Origin of the sequence: Streptomyces sp. Act143, assembly GCF_003143935.1 — a bacterium.
In the GTDB taxonomy this organism is placed as follows: domain Bacteria; phylum Actinomycetota; class Actinomycetes; order Streptomycetales; family Streptomycetaceae; genus Streptomyces.
Genome location: NZ_QFRX01000001.1, coordinates 2,978,959 through 2,995,532, shown reverse-complemented (window position 1 = coordinate 2,995,532; position 16,574 = coordinate 2,978,959). Strand labels below are relative to the sequence as shown.

Below are 16,574 nucleotides of genomic sequence, written 5' to 3'. Positions count from 1 at the left end.
CCGGCCGAGCGGATTCCGCCGAAACCCGGCATGCGTGCACAGAGCCGCTCGGTGCTGACCGCAAGCGACCGATCCCGACCCCCGCCGCCCCCGAGCGATCCCATCTGATCGCCCTCTGGTCCCCATCGAGGCCCGATCCAGCCCCTCGTCTCACCCTTGACCACTCGTTTGTCAGTGCCGGGCCGTAGGGTTGTCGCGCTATGACGAAGCCCTCACTCCCCGAACTCCTGCATGCTGCCGTCACTGCCGTCGGCGGCACGGAGCGCCCCGGTCAGGTGACCATGGCCGAAGCCGTCGCGGAGGCGATCGACGACGGTTCCCACCTGCTGGTCCAGGCCGGCACCGGCACCGGAAAGTCGCTGGGCTATCTCGTGCCCGCGCTCGCGCACGGGGAGAGAGTCGTCGTCGCGACCGCCACCCTGGCCCTCCAGCGCCAGCTCGTGGAGCGCGACCTGCCGCGCACGGTGGACGCCCTGCACCCACTGCTGCGCCGCCGCCCGGAGTTCGCGATGCTCAAGGGCAGATCGAACTACCTGTGCTTGCACCGCCTGCACGAGGGAGTGCCACAGGACGAGGAGGAGGGCCTTTTCGATCAGTTCGAGGCGGCCGCCCCCAGCAGCAAGCTGGGCCAGGATCTGCTGCGTCTGCGGGACTGGTCGGACGAGACGGAGACCGGCGACCGGGACGATCTCACTCCCGGTGTCTCCGACCGGGCCTGGGCCCAGGTGTCGGTCTCGTCGCGCGAGTGCCTGGGGGCCACGAAGTGCGCGTACGGTGCCGAGTGCTTCGCCGAGAGTGCCCGTGAACGCGCCAAGCTCGCCGAAGTCGTCGTCACCAATCACGCACTGCTCGCCATCGACGCCATCGAGGGCGCCCCGGTCCTGCCGCAGCACGAGGTGCTGATCGTCGACGAGGCGCACGAGCTGGTGTCCCGGGTCACCGGCGTCGCCACCGGCGAGCTCACTCCCGGCCAGGTCAACCGTGCGGTGCGCCGGGCCGCGAAGCTGGTCAACGAGAAGGCCGCAGATCAGCTCCAGACCGCCGCCGAGGGCTTCGAGCGGCTGATGGAGCTCGCTCTTCCGGGCCGTCTGGAGGAGATCCCGGAGGACCTCGCCTACGCGCTCATGGCCCTGCGAGACGCGGCCCGGACCGTCATCTCCGCGATCGGCACCACCCGCGACAAGTCCGTCCAGGACGAGGACGCCGTCCGCAAGCAGGCGCTGGCCTCCGTGGAGACCGTGCACGACGTGGCGGAGCGGATCACGAACGGGTCCGAGTGGGACGTCGTCTGGTACGAGCGCCACGACCGCTTCGGCGCGTCCCTGCGTGTCGCCCCCATGTCCGTGTCGGGCCTCCTCAGGGAGAAGCTCTTCACGGACCGCTCCGTCGTCCTGACCTCGGCGACCCTAAAACTGGGCGGTGACTTCAACGGAGTGGGCGCGTCTCTGGGACTGGCCCCCGAAGGCACCCAGGGGGACGACCTCCCGCAGTGGAAGGGCGTCGACGTCGGCTCGCCCTTCGATTATCCGAAGCAGGGCATCCTGTACGTGGCCAAGCACCTCTCGCGCCCCGCGCGGGACGGCGACCGCGCGGACATGCTCGACGAACTGACCGAGCTGATCCAGGCGGCCGGCGGCCGCACCCTGGGCCTGTTCTCCTCGATGCGGGCCGCGCAGTTGGCCGCCGAGGAACTGCGCTCCCGGGTCCCCGAGTTCCCGATCCTCCTCCAGGGCGAGGAAACCCTGGGTGAGCTGATCAAGAACTTCGCGGCCGACCCCAAGACCTGTCTGTTCGGCACGCTGTCGCTCTGGCAGGGCGTCGACGTCCCCGGCCCCAGTTGCCAGCTGGTCGTCATGGACAAGATTCCGTTCCCGCGCCCCGACGACCCGCTGATGAGCGCTCGCCAGAAGGCCGTTGAGGACGCGGGCGGCAACGGCTTCATGGCGGTCGCCGCCACGCACGCGGCGCTGCTCATGGCCCAGGGCGCCGGCCGGCTCGTACGGGCGTCGGGGGACCGTGGCGTGGTGGCCGTACTGGATCAGCGGCTGGCGACCGCGCGGTACGGGAGCTATCTGAAGGCGTCGCTACCCGACTTCTGGTACACGACGGACCTTAACCAGGTCCGCCGGTCGCTGGCGGCGATCGATGCGGCGGCTCAGCAGGTGGAGACGCAGCAGGGGTGAGACGACAGCAGTAACGGCGTGGCGCAGCAGAGTTGAGAGGCAGCAGTAAGGGCGTGGGTGGTCTGACCGGAGGGGTCAGGCCACCCACGCCCCGAAGCCGCCGTACGACAGACGCGGTAGTGCCTGTCCGCACAGCACTGGGCCCCGGAACCGGCGCAGGGGTCCCGGGGCCCGGTCATGGGGCGGACCTGAAGCGGTCCGCCCGGCGCAGCCGTCACACGCGGCGGAGCACCGCCACCACCTTGCCGAGGATGGTCGCGTCGTCTCCGGGGATCGGCTCGTACGCGGCGTTGTGCGGGAGGAGCCAGACATGGCCGTCCTCGCGCTTGAAGCGCTTGACGGTGGCTTCGCCGTCGAGCATGGCGGCCACGATGTCACCGTTCTCGGCGACCGGCTGGCGGCGGACCGTGACCCAGTCGCCGTCGCAGATCGCGGCCTCGATCATCGAGTCGCCGACGACCTTGAGGACGAACAGCTCACCGTCGCCGACGAGCTGGCGGGGGAGAGGGAAGACGTCCTCGACGGACTCCTCCGCGAGGATCGGGCCACCGGCGGCGATGCGGCCGACGAGGGGGACGTACGACGCGGCGGGCTTGCCGGCGGTGTCGTTGGGCTGCACGGAGGCGGCCTGGTCGGAACCGCGCACTTCGTACGCGCGCGGGCGGTGCGGGTCGCGGCGCAGGAAGCCCTTGCGCTCCAGTGCCATGAGCTGGTGTGCGACCGAGGAAGTGCTGGAGAGGCCGACCGCCTGTCCGATCTCCCGCATGGACGGTGGGTAGCCGCGCCGCTGCACGGAGTCCCTGATGACCTCGATCACTCGGCGCTGCCGGTCGGTGAGTCCCGAGCTGTCGGCCCGGATGCCTGGAGGTCGGCCCGGCAGGGAGCGCTTGTGCCCCTCCGGATTCACGGCTTCATTCATCGCATGCACCGGCTCGAGTCGGCCCTGGGAGCGGTCCTGGGCAGTGATGGTGGCACTGTCTGCGGTGGTGGTCACGTCGGCCCCTCTCGATGGTCTCCCTGCTGGACAACGGTAGTTGCTTTCGAAAGGTTGCGCCAAACACACGTTCGAGTGAAAAAGTCTGGTTCGCCTGACGTGATCATGTGCCTGGGTGTATAGCCAACGTGGTGCCTGGCGGACAAAAGGGCCCTTTGTTGTACTCTTCACCGCCGGGTGACGACCTCGTGGGTTGTTGAATCAGTCTGCCATCCGGTGCCCCGTCGGCCGAGGTCCGGCCCTCATCTGCGCGGGAGTCGCACGCGCTCTCCGTGCGCTCTCCGTGCGCCGCCCACGGTATCTCCGCATGCGGCGCGGCGGTATGGCTGTGCGTGGCCGTGTCCCGCGCGGCGCCTCGGTCATGCGGCACATGCCAATACGGGAGCGACACGCGTGTACGGCGTGTTTACGGTGACGATCCCTACATCTAGTGCTTGGATTGCTACAGCAGCCCAGAAGTTGTGGTCCCCCGGGTCTTCGGAGCCTCCGCGATCGCCTATGCTTGGGGCTGCTTCGAGGGGCCCCAGAGGCCCATTGAGGCTATTGAGTCTGCTGTGAGGAGGGTTGGGAGTTCATGCACTGCCCCTTCTGCAGGCACCCCGACAGCCGCGTCGTCGACAGTCGTACGACCGACGACGGCACGTCGATCCGCCGGCGCCGCCAGTGTCCGGACTGCTCCCGTCGTTTCACGACCGTGGAGACGTGTTCGCTCATGGTGGTCAAGCGGTCCGGAGTCACCGAGCCTTTCAGTCGTACCAAGGTCATCAATGGTGTGCGCAAGGCATGCCAAGGACGACCTGTCACCGAGGACGCTCTCGCTCAGCTCGGCCAGCGGGTCGAGGAGGCGGTGCGGGCCACCGGGAGCGCCGAGCTGACCACCCATGACGTGGGGCTGGCCATACTCGGCCCGTTGCAGGAGCTCGATCTGGTCGCCTATCTGCGATTCGCCTCCGTCTATCGGGCGTTCGACTCGCTCGAGGACTTCGAGGCCGCCATCGCGGAACTCAGGGAGGCGACGGGGCGTCCCGGCGCGGACACGGACGTGGGGAGCCAGGAAGACGACCGCGGCGCGGGAGAGACCGTATCGGTCCCCGAGCCCGCGGGTGCCGCCGACTGAAGACCGGGCCGACCCGGTCTTCGGACACCGGGACGGCCGGACGGCGGCGAATGAAGACCTGTTGCGGGCGGTAGCGAGTGGGTGCCCGCAATACAAGACAGAACACCGTGCCTCGGGAACATAGGGGCACTTCAGGGCGTTTTTGCCCGTACAGGGAGGCGGCATGACAGAGACGGCGAGCGGTCCGGCACGAGGTTCCCGAGCCAAGGGCACCAAGGCCACCAAGGGACTGCGTATCGAGCGCATCCACACCACTCCCGGCGTGCACCCGTACGACGAGGTCCAGTGGGAGCGTCGTGACGTCGTCATGACCAACTGGCGCGACGGCTCGGTGAACTTCGAGCAGCGTGGCGTCGAGTTCCCCGACTTCTGGTCGGTGAACGCGGTCAACATCGTCACCAGCAAGTACTTCCGCGGTGCCGTCGGCACCCCGCAGCGCGAGACCGGCCTCAAGCAGCTGATCGACCGCATCGTGAAGACGTACCGGAAGGCCGGCGAGGACTACAAGTACTTCGCCTCGCCCGCCGACGCGGAGATCTTCGAGCACGAGCTGGCGTACGCCCTCCTGCACCAGATCTTCAGCTTCAACAGCCCGGTGTGGTTCAACGTCGGTACGCCCCAGCCGCAGCAGGTCTCCGCCTGCTTCATCCTGGCCGTCGACGACTCCATGGAGTCGATCCTCGACTGGTACAAGGAAGAGGGCATGATCTTCAAGGGCGGCTCCGGCGCCGGCCTGAACCTCTCCCGTATCCGCTCCTCCAAGGAACTGCTCTCCTCCGGCGGCAACGCCTCGGGTCCGGTCTCCTTCATGCGCGGTGCCGACGCCTCCGCGGGAACGATCAAGTCGGGTGGCGCCACGCGGCGTGCCGCCAAGATGGTCATCCTCGACGTCGACCACCCCGACATCGAGGACTTCATCGAGACCAAGGTGAAGGAAGAGGAGAAGATCCGCGCCCTGCGTGACGCGGGCTTCGACATGGACCTGGGCGGCGACGACATCACGTCCGTCCAGTACCAGAACGCCAACAACTCGGTCCGTGTGAACGACGAGTTCATGAAGGCCGTCGAGCAGGGCGGTAAGTTCGGCCTCCGCGCGCGGATGACCGGCGAGGTCATCGAAGAGGTCGACGCCAAGGCCCTGTTCCGCAAGATGGCCGAGGCCGCCTGGGCGTGCGCCGACCCGGGCATCCAGTACGACGACACCATCAACCACTGGCACACGTGCCCGGAGTCCGGCCGTATCAACGGCTCGAACCCGTGCAGCGAGTACATGCACCTGGACAACACGTCCTGCAACCTCGCCTCGCTGAACCTGATGAAGTTCCTCAAGGACGACGGCAAGGGCCACCAGTCCTTCGACGTCGAGCGCTTCGCCAAGGTCGTCGAGCTCGTCATCACCGCCATGGACATCTCCATCTGCTTCGCGGACTTCCCGACGCAGAAGATCGGTGAGAACACGCGCGCGTTCCGCCAGCTCGGCATCGGCTACGCCAACCTCGGCGCCCTGCTGATGGCGACCGGCCACGCCTACGACTCCGACGGCGGCCGTGCCCTCGCCGGTGCCATCACCTCCCTGATGACCGGTACGTCGTACAAGCGCTCCGCCGAACTCGCCGCGGTCGTCGGCCCGTACGACGGCTACGCCCGCAATGCGCAGCCGCACCTGCGGGTCATGAAGCAGCACGCGGACGAGAACACCAAGGCCGTCCGCATGGACGACCTGGACACGCCGATCTGGGCCGCCGCCACGGAGGCCTGGCAGGACGTGCTGCGACTCGGTGAGAAGAACGGTTTCCGTAACTCCCAGGCGTCGGTCATCGCCCCGACCGGCACCATCGGTCTGGCGATGTCCTGCGACACCACCGGTCTCGAGCCCGACCTCGCCCTGGTCAAGTTCAAGAAGCTCGTCGGCGGCGGCTCGATGCAGATCGTCAACGGCACCGTCCCGCAGGCCCTGCGCCGCCTGGGCTACCAGGAGGAGCAGATCGAGGCGATCGTCGCCCACATCGCCGAGCACGGCAATGTCGTCGACGCCCCCGGCCTCAAGCACGAGCACTACGAGGTCTTCGACTGCGCCATGGGCGAGCGCTCCATCTCCGCGATGGGCCACGTCCGCATGATGGCCGCGATCCAGCCGTGGATCTCCGGCGCGCTCTCCAAGACGGTCAACATGCCGGAGTCGGCGACCGTCGAGGAGGTCGAGGAGATCTACTTCGAGGCCTGGAAGATGGGCGTCAAGGCGCTCGCCATCTACCGCGACAACTGCAAGGTCGGCCAGCCCCTCTCCGCCAAGACCAAGGAGAAGGAGAAGGCCGAGGTCACCGCCAAGGCCGAGGCGACCATCCGCGAGACGGTCGAGAAGGTCGTCGAGTACCGCCCGGTCCGCAAGCGCCTGCCCAAGGGCCGTCCCGGCATCACCACGTCCTTCACGGTCGGTGGCGCCGAGGGCTACATGACCGCCAACTCCTACCCGGACGACGGTCTCGGCGAGGTCTTCCTGAAGATGTCCAAGCAGGGATCGACGCTCGCGGGCATGATGGACGCCTTCTCCATCGCGGTCTCGGTCGGCCTTCAGTACGGCGTGCCGCTGGAGACGTACGTCTCGAAGTTCACCAACATGCGCTTCGAGCCGGCAGGCATGACGGACGACCCCGATGTCCGCATGGCGCAGTCGATCGTCGACTACATCTTCCGCCGCCTGGCGCTGGACTTCCTGCCCTTCGAGACGCGCTCCGCACTCGGCATCCACTCCGCCGAGGAGCGCCAGCGTCACCTGGAGACCGGCTCCTACGAGCCGACCGAGGACGAGGTCGACGTCGAGGGTCTGGCCCAGTCGGCGCCGCGCGCCCAGGAGCTGAAGGCCGTCGCCACCCCGAAGGCCGAGGTCGAGGCGGCCAAGCCCGCCCCGAAGCAGGCCCACACCAGCGCCGAGCTGGTGGAGATGCAGCTGGGCATCCAGGCGGACGCCCCGCTCTGCTTCTCCTGCGGTACGAAGATGCAGCGGGCCGGTTCCTGCTACATCTGCGAGGGCTGCGGCTCGACGAGCGGTTGCAGCTGACCACGCGCGTGAGTGATCTGTGAGGCGGTGGGGCCGGTTCCGGCTCCACCGCCTCCTGCGCGTCCGCGGGCTGTGCTGCCACGCTGTGCGACAGGTCCGCCGGGCCGAAGCGCGGCGACCACCAGGGCGCCCGCGAGTCAGGGCTGGTGGGTCTTGCCCATGGCTCGGGTGAACCCTTCCGGGTCGCCCTCGAAGCCATGGATGCCCGGGTGGAACTCCCAGGTGCCGGAGCCGTCCCGGACGAACTCCGCGACCGTCGCCGCCGTGGCTCCGGGCACCGTGCCGAAGTCGTCCTCGGCCAGGACCGTGTAACCCTCACGGATGCGCAGCGCGGGATTGGCCACACCGACGAAGGTGCGCTCCTCGGAACGCTGCTGGATGACGACGCCGACCACCACGCGCGCGTACCTGCTGTCGAGCCGATCGAGTTCCAGCGTCATGACTTCGTCCCAGCCGAAGCCCTTGCCGTCCTTGCTGTCCCGGTTGAGGTACATGGTGCCGTCGGGGGAGCGGCTGTCGAAGTGCACGACGTAGGCCGGGTCGCCGTACGGGTCGCTCGCCAGATAGGGCGCGGCCACGATGTCGAGATCGGTGGCCGCGTGACCGGCGGGACTCGGGTCCCACTTCAGCGCGACCTCGACCTTGCGAATCCCCTTGTTGAGGCCGTTCACCAGACTTCCCCTTCCCCGTGTGTCGCGGCCCGAACTGCCATGAGGCCAGGGCCGGTTGTCCATCCTGCCACGCACGCGGGGCCCCACGCGGGAGAGATCTCCGTCGGAGCGTGACCGGCGCCACGCTGCGTGGCCTTACGATGGCGCGGTGCTGGTCAAGTGGATTCGCTGCACCGTGGTGGACCGCCGCGGCTTCGAGCGGGGGCAGCGAAAATGGGCGGGGCTACTGGGTGAGCCGGGTTTTCGGGGACAGGGCGGAGGCTGGAGCCGGGGGCGGACCGGCGTGGCGCACGTCTTCTCCTTCTGGGAGAGCCGCTCCTTCTACGACTCCTTCATGGCCCGCTCCCATGACCGACTGGCGTCCGCCCAGTCGGGCACGTTCAAGGACGCGCAGGTCAAGCTCTTCGACTACCGCTTCGACGTGAAGACCGGCTTCGAGCCGCGCTTCACCGACGCCGACCTGGTGCGCGTCGCCCACTGCCGGGTCCACGAGGAGCGCGCCGAGCATTTCACGCTGATGCAGGAGAAGGTCTGGAACCCGGCGATGGCCGGGTCGCCGGGCATGATCCGCGGCCTCTTCGGTGAGGCCCCGGGCCATGAGTTCCTCGTACTGTCGATGTGGCAGTCCGCCGCAGAGCACGGCAAGTACCGGACGGAACGGGTCGAGCGACTGGCGCTGCGGGCACAGATCGAGGCGGACGTCGCCTCACTCACGGGTGACATTGTGGAGCTCGAACCGACCTGGACGGTTTGAAATCCGGACCTGGTGCACGTGCGGCCCTATGGGGCCAGTGGTGCAGGAAATGTGTGACCTACGCCGTATGGAGGCCGTACGGGTGCTCGGCGGGCCGTGACTCGATCTAGGGTCTTGGCATGGCACGACCACGGCGCATCGTCCTTGTCCGGCACGGCGAGTCAACGGGCAATGTTGATGACACCGTGTACGAACGTGAGCCCGACCACGCCTTGGCGCTGACCGAGCGAGGCTGGCAGCAGGCGGAGGAGACGGGTAAACGCCTGCGCGAGACATTCGGCCGCGAGCGCGTCAGCGTGTACGTGTCGCCGTACCGCCGGACCCACGAGACCTTCCGCGCCTTCCATCTCGACCCGGAACAGGTCCGCGTACGCGAGGAGCCCCGGCTGCGCGAGCAGGACTGGGGGAACTGGCAGGACCGCGACGACGTGCGACTGCAGAAGGCCTATCGGGACGCGTACGGTCACTTCTTCTACCGCTTCGCCCAGGGGGAGTCCGGAGCCGACGTCTACGACCGGGTCGGCGGCTTCCTGGAGAGTCTCTTCCGCAGCTTCGAGGCGCCCGACCACCCACCGAACGTCCTGCTGGTCACCCATGGCCTCGCCATGCGCCTGTTCTGCATGCGCTGGTTCCACTGGAGTGTCGCGGAATTCGAGTCGCTGTCGAACCCCGGGAACGCGGAGATGCGGATGCTCGTTCTCGGTGACGACGGCCGGTACACCCTTGACCGGCCCTTCGACCGCTGGCGAGATCCGGAACCGTACGGGATCACCGGATAGACACCTCATGGTGCTAACTCGTCAAGGCGCCGGCTGCGGTGTTCGAACTACTGCAGGTAGAGGGCAGCCAGACGCGGCAGGCGGCGAGCCATCTCGTCTGAGTCGTCGAAGTCGAAGGCCCAGGTAGGGTCCAGCTGCGGGTAGCGGATGGTGGGGCCTCCCGCAGGAAGCTGGTCACCGGTCGCCGTGATGTGTGCGTTCCAGGCGATAACCAGCATGTCCTCACCTTCCAGGTCGTCGCCGTCTGTTGCGGCGGCTTGAACAATGGGCAGTTCTGCGAGGGCATCAGGATTAGCGACTGCGCGCTTGAAGACGTCACGCCCCTGGGCGATCAGCCAGCCGCGGAAGTAGTCGAAGCCATCGTCGGAGCATCCGCCGTTGGCGATGTAGGCAGCGGCCCACAGAGGGTTGGTGTAGGACTCAACCATCAGGTCCCACAGCACCTTCTCAGCGGCGATGATCTCCTCGACCGGCCGGGCGGCCAGCAGCGAGGTCGCTTCGCGGGCGACCGCTTCGCTTTCGTGTGGGGTGATCGCCCGGTCGCGGGCCGCCGCGATGAGCTCCCAGAACTGCTCCTTGTTCATGGCGGGAGAGCATGCCACCTCGTACTGACAGAACGAGTTCTCGACCGTTGGAGATCAGGCTGCCGCCTTCTCTGCCTCCAGGCTCGGGGTCGGAAAGGCGACCAGCTCATCGAAGGGCGTGTGCCCCTGGAGGCAGCGATAGAGCTGGCCGAGCATCCGGTTGAAGAGATTGCGCAGGGCGGCCGCGTGCCAGTCTCCGTGGACGTCGCGTCGGCGCCGGTAGTGGGCCTTGGCCCCGGGTGATCCGTTGGGGGCCGCGAAGGCCCACAGATAGCCGGCATGGTTGAGCCGGTCGTTCTTCACCCTCCGCCGGATGATGCTCGACTTCTTGCCGGAGGCCCTGGTGATCGGAGAGGCGCCCGCATAAGCCTTCAGACCGCGGGCGTCAGCGAAACGGCTCCGGTCGTCTCCGATCTCGGCCAGCACCCGGGCACCAAGCTGGACGCCGAGGCCGGGAAAGCTGAGGATGACCTCAGCGTCCGGGTACTGAGGGAAGGCATCTTCCACCGCCTTCGCAAGGTTGTCGGCGGCCGTGCAGGCGGCCTCCAGCTGGATCAGGAGGGCGAGCATCTGCTTGCCGAGCGCGTCCTCGACCAGCGGAGGCTGGTGGGCCCACTCGGCGCGGAAGACCTCGCGGAGCCGATCCGCCTCGGCCTCGATGCCCCGCTTGCGGCCGGCTCGCTTCAGCGCGGCCTGAGTCTGTGTGCGGCTCAGCCGTGCGGCCTGCGAGGGTGTAGGGGCGAGCCTGAGCAGTTCACGTGCTTCAGGTCGGCAGAGGCCGTTCTGCCAGGTGGCGACGGCGTCCAGGGCGGACGGGTAGTACTCACGCAGCAGGGATCGGAGCTGGTTGGAGTTCTGCTGCCGGTTCCAAGTGGCGTCCTGCTGAGCGCGTGCTAGGACGGCGATGGCGCGGGCCAGGTCACTGTCCTGTGGCAGGGGCCGGTGGGCGTGCATGTCAGTGCGGAGGATGTTCGCCAGGACCAGGGCGTCGCCGGGGTCGGATTTCTTGCGGGAGACGGAGTGGCGGTCGCGGTAGCGGGCGGCGGCCATCGGGTTGATCGCGAAGACCTGGCGCTTGCCGGTCCGCAGCACGGCGACCAGCAGACCGCGAGAGGCCTCGATCGCGATCGGGATCGGGGCGTCTTCCGTGTCGCCGTACTCGGCAAGCAGGTCCATCAGCAGTTGATAGCCGGCAGCGTCGTCGGTGATACGGCGCTTGGCGAGTAGTTCGCCGGTGTCGTCGACGAGAGCGACGTCGTGGTGGCGCTCGGCCCAGTCGATTCCGCAGTAGATCAAGTTGTTCCCTCCCCATGGCACGGGTGTTTGCGCTGGTCACGAGCACATGCGGGCCACGCAGCGACCTAATTCCAGGACTCAGCCCTGGAGCTGGTCCGACACCTCATCAGCCGTGTTCGTGGCACCAGCTCACCCCACGGGCCTCGGTCTACTCGGGAGCTTCAAGAGGTCACCGTGCGGAGGGCTCGCACCGCCAACTCCAACGAGTGATCAAGCCGACGGTGTTGACGAGCCCGCGGCCGTAGGTGCTGCCGATCTTGGAAGAGGCATTCTGTTGCCCGGTCCTGACGTGGCATCCAGCAACAGTCCACGGGCCCGCCAACGTCTGAAGTGGTGGCGGTCGTGAAGACGTCGAGCGTCGCCACTCTCTGGGGAGGTCTCGTACCGACCAAGTCGCGTGAAGACATCCGCTCGACGCCCACACGACCGCCACCACTACAAACACCAGGACCGTGCACCGGTCTATCCGGAGGCTTCTATCAGCCGGAGTGGCAACAGATGTCACGGTCCCAGTGTTCGAACGGGCCCAGCAAGGCCACATGCGTGGTGGGTGGTGCTGGATCCGGCAGTAACGAATTAGAGTGGCAGAGCGATGACCGCTGACTCCTCTCCCGACGGGCGCCTGGACCGCGCTCTGTCCAGCCTGCGCGGACTCGCGGTGGGGGACGCGCTCGGCTCACAGTTCTTCGTGCCGGTGAATTACCCGCTGCTCAAGCGTCGCGAGCTGCCGTCCGAGCCCTGGCAGTGGACGGATGACACCGAAATGGCCTGCTCCGTGGTGGCCGTCCTGGCCGCCCACCAGCGCATCGACCAGGACGCGCTGGCCCAGTCCTTCGCCCACCACCACGACTTCGACCGCGGCTACGGTCCCGCGGTCAACCGCCTGCTGCGACTGGTCCGCGAAGGCGGCGACTGGCGTGAGCTGGCCGCCGGGCTCTTCAACGGACAGGGGTCCTGGGGCAACGGCGCCGCGATGCGGATCGCCCCGCTCGGCGCCTGGTACGCGGACGACCCGGAACAGGCGACCCACCAGGCCGAGATCTCCGCCTACCCCACGCACCAGCACCGCGAGGCCGTGGTGGGCGCCATGGCGGTCGCCGCGGCGGCCGCGCTGGTCGCGGCGCCCAGTGGCCCGCCGAGCGCCGAAGAACTTCTCGACGGCGTCATCGCGCTCGTTCCGAAATCCGCCGTCGGGGCGGGCCTGCGCCGCGCCAGGGACATGCTCGACTACGGCGACGCGAACACCGTCGCGGCGGTGCTGGGCTGCGGCCGTCGTACGACGGCCCATGACACCGTGCCTTTCGCCATCTGGTCGGCCGCCCGGTCGCTCAGTGACTACGAAGAGGCGTTCTGGTCGACCGCCCAGGTGGGCGGCGACGTGGATACGACCTGCGCCATCGTGGGCGGTGTCATCGCCGCGGGGAAGGCGGGAGCGCCGCCCGCCGAGTGGGTGGGGCGGACCGAGGTGCTGCCGGAGTGGATGGCTGTGGCCGGCTGAATCGGTGCCTGCGTCAGGTTGCTGTGGAGCATGGCGGCGCGGTGGTTCGGCGCAGGGGGGCGCAGTGGCTGGCGGCGTCTGTATGCGGGACTGCTTCGGCCGAGGAACTTGCGAGGCCGCTTCGGCCCGGACTGGCGGGCGGCTTCGACCAGGACCGTGTGACCCTCACACGGGGGCGCGCAGCGCTGCGTGTCGTTGTCGGTTCGTCTGAAAACTCTCCGTGCATGACGGGAACTCTGTGTGACCGCCCGTGCGTTGTCGTGGCAGTCGCGGTGTGAGCCATGGGGCCTGCGGCCAAGTGACGTACGACGGGTGCTGGGGGTGTCATGCGGGCGGTGTGGATTCTGGTGGGGCTGCTGGTTCTCGCCGCGCGGATGGCCGGACCGGCGTCGGCGCCTGCCGTCCGCCGGACGACGCCCGGCCATCCGCGGCTTTGCGTGAGTCCGCCCCGGTCAGCCGATGCCGGGGCCTGCCGTCCCCGCGAGCGCTTCCAGGTCGCTCTTGCGGACCCGGATGACCAGCCAGGCGGTGGCGAGGGCGAGTACGGCCATGGAAGCCGCCGCGACGAATCCCGTCGAGATGCCCTGCGCGAGCACCTCGTGGCCCCAGGGCGCGGGCAGCTGATGCGTCTTGGCGAACTCCGCCTTCTGCTCCGCCGTGCCGTCGGCCATGAACTGAGGCAGCTGCTTCTCCGCCTCATCCTTGCTGGCCGAGCCGAACACCGTGGTCAGGATGGACAGGCCGAGCGATCCGCCCACCTGCTGCGTGGTGTTGAGCAGTCCGGATGCCGCGCCCGCCTCGTGCGGGGCGACGCCGGAGACCGCGGTGATCGTCAGCGTGACGAAGTTCAGGCCCATTCCGAAGCCGAACACCAGCATCGGGCCGAGAACGCCGCCGGCGTACGTGCTGTCGGAGCTGAGCAGGGTCTGCCAGAACAGGCCGATCACCGCGAGGGCCGAGCCCGCGAGCATGAACGGCTTGGGGCCGAGCACCGGCAGGAACCGCTGCGACAGACCCGCGCCGAGAGCGATGACCACCGTCACCGGCAGGAAGGCGAGTCCTGCCTCGATCGGGGTGTAGTCCAGCACGTTCTGCACGAAGAGAACGATGTAGAAGAACATGCCGAACATCGCCGCAGCCAGACTCAGCATGATCACGTAGGTGCCCGAGCGGTTGCGGTCGGCGAACATCCTCAGCGGCGTGATCGGCTCCTTCGCGCGCGTCTCGATGAACGCGAAGGACAGCAGCAGGACGACCGCGGCGGCGAAGGAGCCGATCGTCAGGCTGTCCCGCCAGCCCTCGTCCGCCGCGCGGATGAAGCCATAGACGAGGGATGCCATACCGGCTGTCGAGGTGAGTGCGCCCGCGATGTCGAAGCGGCCGGTGTGCCGTTCGGACTCGCTGATGTACAGCGGCGTGAGGACGGCGATCAGTACACCGATCGGCACGTTGACGAAGAACACCCACCGCCAGTCCAGCCACTCGGTCAGCATGCCGCCCGCGAGGAGGCCGATCGCGCCACCGCCCGCCGAGACCGCGGCGAAGACTCCGAACGCCCGGTTCCGCTCCGGGCCTTCGGGGAACGTGGTGGTGATGAGGGCCAGCGAGGTGGGCGACGCGATCGCACCCCCCACGCCTTGCAGGACGCGTGCCGCCAGCAACTGCCAGGGCTCCTGGGCGAGTCCACCCAGCAGCGAGGCAAGGGTGAACAGCAGGATGCCGGTGGTGAAGACTCGTCGCCGGCCGAGGATGTCACCGGCGCGGCCGCCCAGGAGCAGCAGCCCGCCGAAGGTGAGTGTGTAGGCGCTGACGACCCAGGTGAGGTCGGTGGTGCTGAACTTCAGAGCGTCTTGAATGTGCGGGAGCGCGATGTTCACAATCGTCGCGTCGAGGACCACCATGAGTTGGCAGGCCGCGATGACGGTGAGCGCGATGCCGGGGTGTCCTTCCCGGCGAGCCGCACCTGGCTTCTGATTCTTGATCAACTGAGAGGTTGTCACTATGGGTCCCCCACAAATGCCTTAGTGAACGCTCGCGTTCACTGTCGCGTCCACGGTAGTGAGTCCCCCTTAGTGAACGCAAGCGTTCACTTAAATTGGAGTCGTGTGGCGTTTCCCCCCGTTGTCGCCGCGCGTCTTCCTTGCAGTACCGACCTCCCCGATCCCCTTGCTCGCTGGAGAAACTCAGATGGTTACCTCGCGCTGGACGGCCGCCCCCGCTCAGGCGGCCTCCCTCCGTCGGCGCGGCGCCGTGCTCGAACGCGCGATCCTCGATGCTGCGCTGGAGCAGCTCAGTACGGTCGGCTGGAAAGGTCTCACCATGGAAGGAGTCGCCGCGGGCGCCCAGACCGGCAAGGCCGCGGTCTACCGCCGCTGGCCCTCCAAGGAGGATCTGGTCGCGGACGCGCTCAAGGCCGGACTGCCGTTGATAGACGAGGCGCCCGACCTCGGCGGGTTGCGTGCGGACCTCCTCGCGCTCTGTCGGCAGGCGCGTGACGCGATGTACTCGCGTCCCGGTTTCGCGCTCCGTGCCGTCATTCACGAATGCGACGAGGCTCAGGCGGAGCGCTTCCATGGGGTGATCTTCGGAGGGGTCGTGGAGCCGACGCTCAGACTGCTCAGGGAGGTCATCGCCCGCGGAATCGAGCGGGGGGAGGTCCGCGCCGACGCTGCGAACGGCTATGTCTTCGACGCCATTCCGGCCATGATGATGTACCGCTCCAAGATGAGCGGAAGCGAATGGACTGATCAGGAGTTGCAGGAGATGCTCGACCAGTTCATGGTTCCCCTGCTGCGGCCGAGCGGTGACTGAAGGGCCTTGCCGCGGCTGTACCGTCGCGGGCTGAGTGGGTCGCGGGCGGAGCGTGACACCACTCCGGGAACCGGGGTGTCGCCGGATGATCCGGGCGGCGTACGCTAAGGGCGCCATGCCGTACGAACCGCCTACACACACCGTCGAGCGCTCCCTCCGCGCCACGACCGGAGCGAAGGTCATTGCCGGTGTCGACGAGGTGGGGCGCGGTGCGTGGGCCGGCCCCGTCACCGTCTGCGCGGCGATCACCGGACTGCGCCGACCCCCCGAAGGCCTCACCGACTCCAAGCTGCTCACCGTCAAGCGGCGCACCGAGCTCGCCGCGGAGCTGCGGAAGTGGGTGACGTCGTACGCCCTGGGGCACGCGTCCCCGGAGGAGATCGACGACCTGGGCATGACAGCCGCCCTGCGACTGGCGGCAGTACGTGCCCTGGACGCCCTGCCGGTCCGTCCCGAGGCGGTGATCCTCGACGGCAAGCACGACTACCTCGGGGTGCCGTGGCAGGTTCGTACGGTGATCAAGGGCGACCAGTCCTGCGTGGCGGTCGCGGCGGCCTCGGTGATCGCCAAGGTCCAGCGCGACAAAATGATGGCCGAACTGGGTATCGACCATGCAGACTTCGGTTTTGCGGACAATGCCGGGTATCCGTCACCCGTGCACAAGGCCGCGCTGGAGGAGCGGGGGCCCACCCCGTACCACCGGCTGTCGTGGGCGTATCTTGATGCGCTGCCCCAGTGGCGGCATCTCAAGAAGGTCCGCAGCTGGGCGAACGGACGCGTTCCGGAGATCGAGGGCCAGCTCGGCTTCGATTTCTGACCGTTCCGCTCG

13 protein-coding genes are annotated in these 16,574 nt (G+C 68.1%); 8 read left to right on the top strand and 5 right to left on the bottom strand.

The features are described from left to right. The first annotated feature begins 200 nt into the window (after window positions 1–200). The gene (locus tag DI272_RS13320; protein WP_109495586.1) at window positions 201–2,183 is read left to right on the top strand and encodes an ATP-dependent DNA helicase; all 1,983 of its coding nucleotides are present in this window, start codon (window positions 201–203) and stop codon (window positions 2,181–2,183) included. A 214-nt stretch (window positions 2,184–2,397) separates the two neighbouring features. Here the strand turns inward: DI272_RS13320 and lexA are convergent, their stop codons facing one another. Next, window positions 2,398–3,177, bottom strand: coding sequence for a transcriptional repressor LexA (gene lexA, locus DI272_RS13315; RefSeq protein ID WP_109495585.1), 780 nt, complete (start codon window positions 3,175–3,177; stop codon window positions 2,398–2,400). A gap of 574 nt (window positions 3,178–3,751) precedes the next feature. Between lexA and nrdR the strand changes: the two genes are divergently transcribed. Together nrdR and DI272_RS13305 are read left to right on the top strand one after the other, a co-directional pair. Further along, on the top strand, window positions 3,752–4,294 hold the full coding sequence (gene nrdR / locus DI272_RS13310; protein ID WP_109495584.1) for a transcriptional regulator NrdR: 543 nt from the start codon (window positions 3,752–3,754) through the stop codon (window positions 4,292–4,294). Window positions 4,295–4,457: 163 nt separating this feature from the next. Next, window positions 4,458–7,352, top strand: a complete 2,895-nt coding sequence (locus DI272_RS13305; RefSeq protein WP_109495583.1) for a vitamin B12-dependent ribonucleotide reductase — start codon at window positions 4,458–4,460, stop codon at window positions 7,350–7,352. Window positions 7,353–7,489: 137 nt separating this feature from the next. On the opposite strand, the gene DI272_RS13300 is transcribed toward DI272_RS13305, so the two are convergent. Continuing rightward, on the bottom strand, window positions 7,490–8,023 hold the full coding sequence (locus DI272_RS13300; RefSeq protein ID WP_109495582.1) for a TerD family protein: 534 nt from the start codon (window positions 8,021–8,023) through the stop codon (window positions 7,490–7,492). 148 nt (window positions 8,024–8,171) lie between these two features. On the opposite strand from DI272_RS13300, the gene DI272_RS13295 reads away from it, so the two are divergent. Further along, entirely contained in the window at window positions 8,172–8,777 is a 606-nt protein-coding gene (locus tag DI272_RS13295) for a YdbC family protein (RefSeq protein ID WP_109495581.1), read from the top strand. 119 nt (window positions 8,778–8,896) lie between these two features. Then, complete coding sequence (locus DI272_RS13290) at window positions 8,897–9,556, top strand: histidine phosphatase family protein (protein ID WP_109495580.1); 660 nt, start codon at window positions 8,897–8,899, stop codon at window positions 9,554–9,556. A gap of 47 nt (window positions 9,557–9,603) precedes the next feature. Here the strand turns inward: DI272_RS13290 and DI272_RS13285 are convergent, their stop codons facing one another. Both DI272_RS13285 and DI272_RS13280 read right to left on the bottom strand, forming a co-directional pair. Further along, window positions 9,604–10,140 (bottom strand): DUF4240 domain-containing protein, encoded by a 537-nt coding sequence (locus DI272_RS13285; protein ID WP_109495579.1) that lies wholly within the window; start codon window positions 10,138–10,140, stop codon window positions 9,604–9,606. 54 nt (window positions 10,141–10,194) lie between these two features. Further along, on the bottom strand, window positions 10,195–11,436 hold the full coding sequence (locus DI272_RS13280) for an IS110 family transposase (RefSeq protein WP_109495578.1): 1,242 nt from the start codon (window positions 11,434–11,436) through the stop codon (window positions 10,195–10,197). Window positions 11,437–12,028: 592 nt separating this feature from the next. On the opposite strand from DI272_RS13280, the gene DI272_RS13275 reads away from it, so the two are divergent. Further along, complete coding sequence (locus DI272_RS13275) at window positions 12,029–12,934, top strand: ADP-ribosylglycohydrolase family protein (RefSeq protein ID WP_109495577.1); 906 nt, start codon at window positions 12,029–12,031, stop codon at window positions 12,932–12,934. 452 nt (window positions 12,935–13,386) lie between these two features. On the opposite strand, the gene DI272_RS13270 is transcribed toward DI272_RS13275, so the two are convergent. Next, the gene (locus DI272_RS13270; protein WP_109495576.1) at window positions 13,387–14,934 is read right to left on the bottom strand and encodes an MFS transporter; all 1,548 of its coding nucleotides are present in this window, start codon (window positions 14,932–14,934) and stop codon (window positions 13,387–13,389) included. 187 nt (window positions 14,935–15,121) lie between these two features. Here DI272_RS13270 and DI272_RS13260 point away from each other — a divergent pair, with 187 nt between their 5' ends. Beyond that, on the top strand, window positions 15,122–15,745 hold the full coding sequence (locus tag DI272_RS13260) for a TetR/AcrR family transcriptional regulator (RefSeq protein WP_109495575.1): 624 nt from the start codon (window positions 15,122–15,124) through the stop codon (window positions 15,743–15,745). Between the two features lie 115 nt (window positions 15,746–15,860). After that, on the top strand, window positions 15,861–16,562 hold the full coding sequence (locus DI272_RS13255; RefSeq protein WP_109495574.1) for a ribonuclease HII: 702 nt from the start codon (window positions 15,861–15,863) through the stop codon (window positions 16,560–16,562). Window positions 16,563–16,574 lie beyond the last annotated feature (12 nt).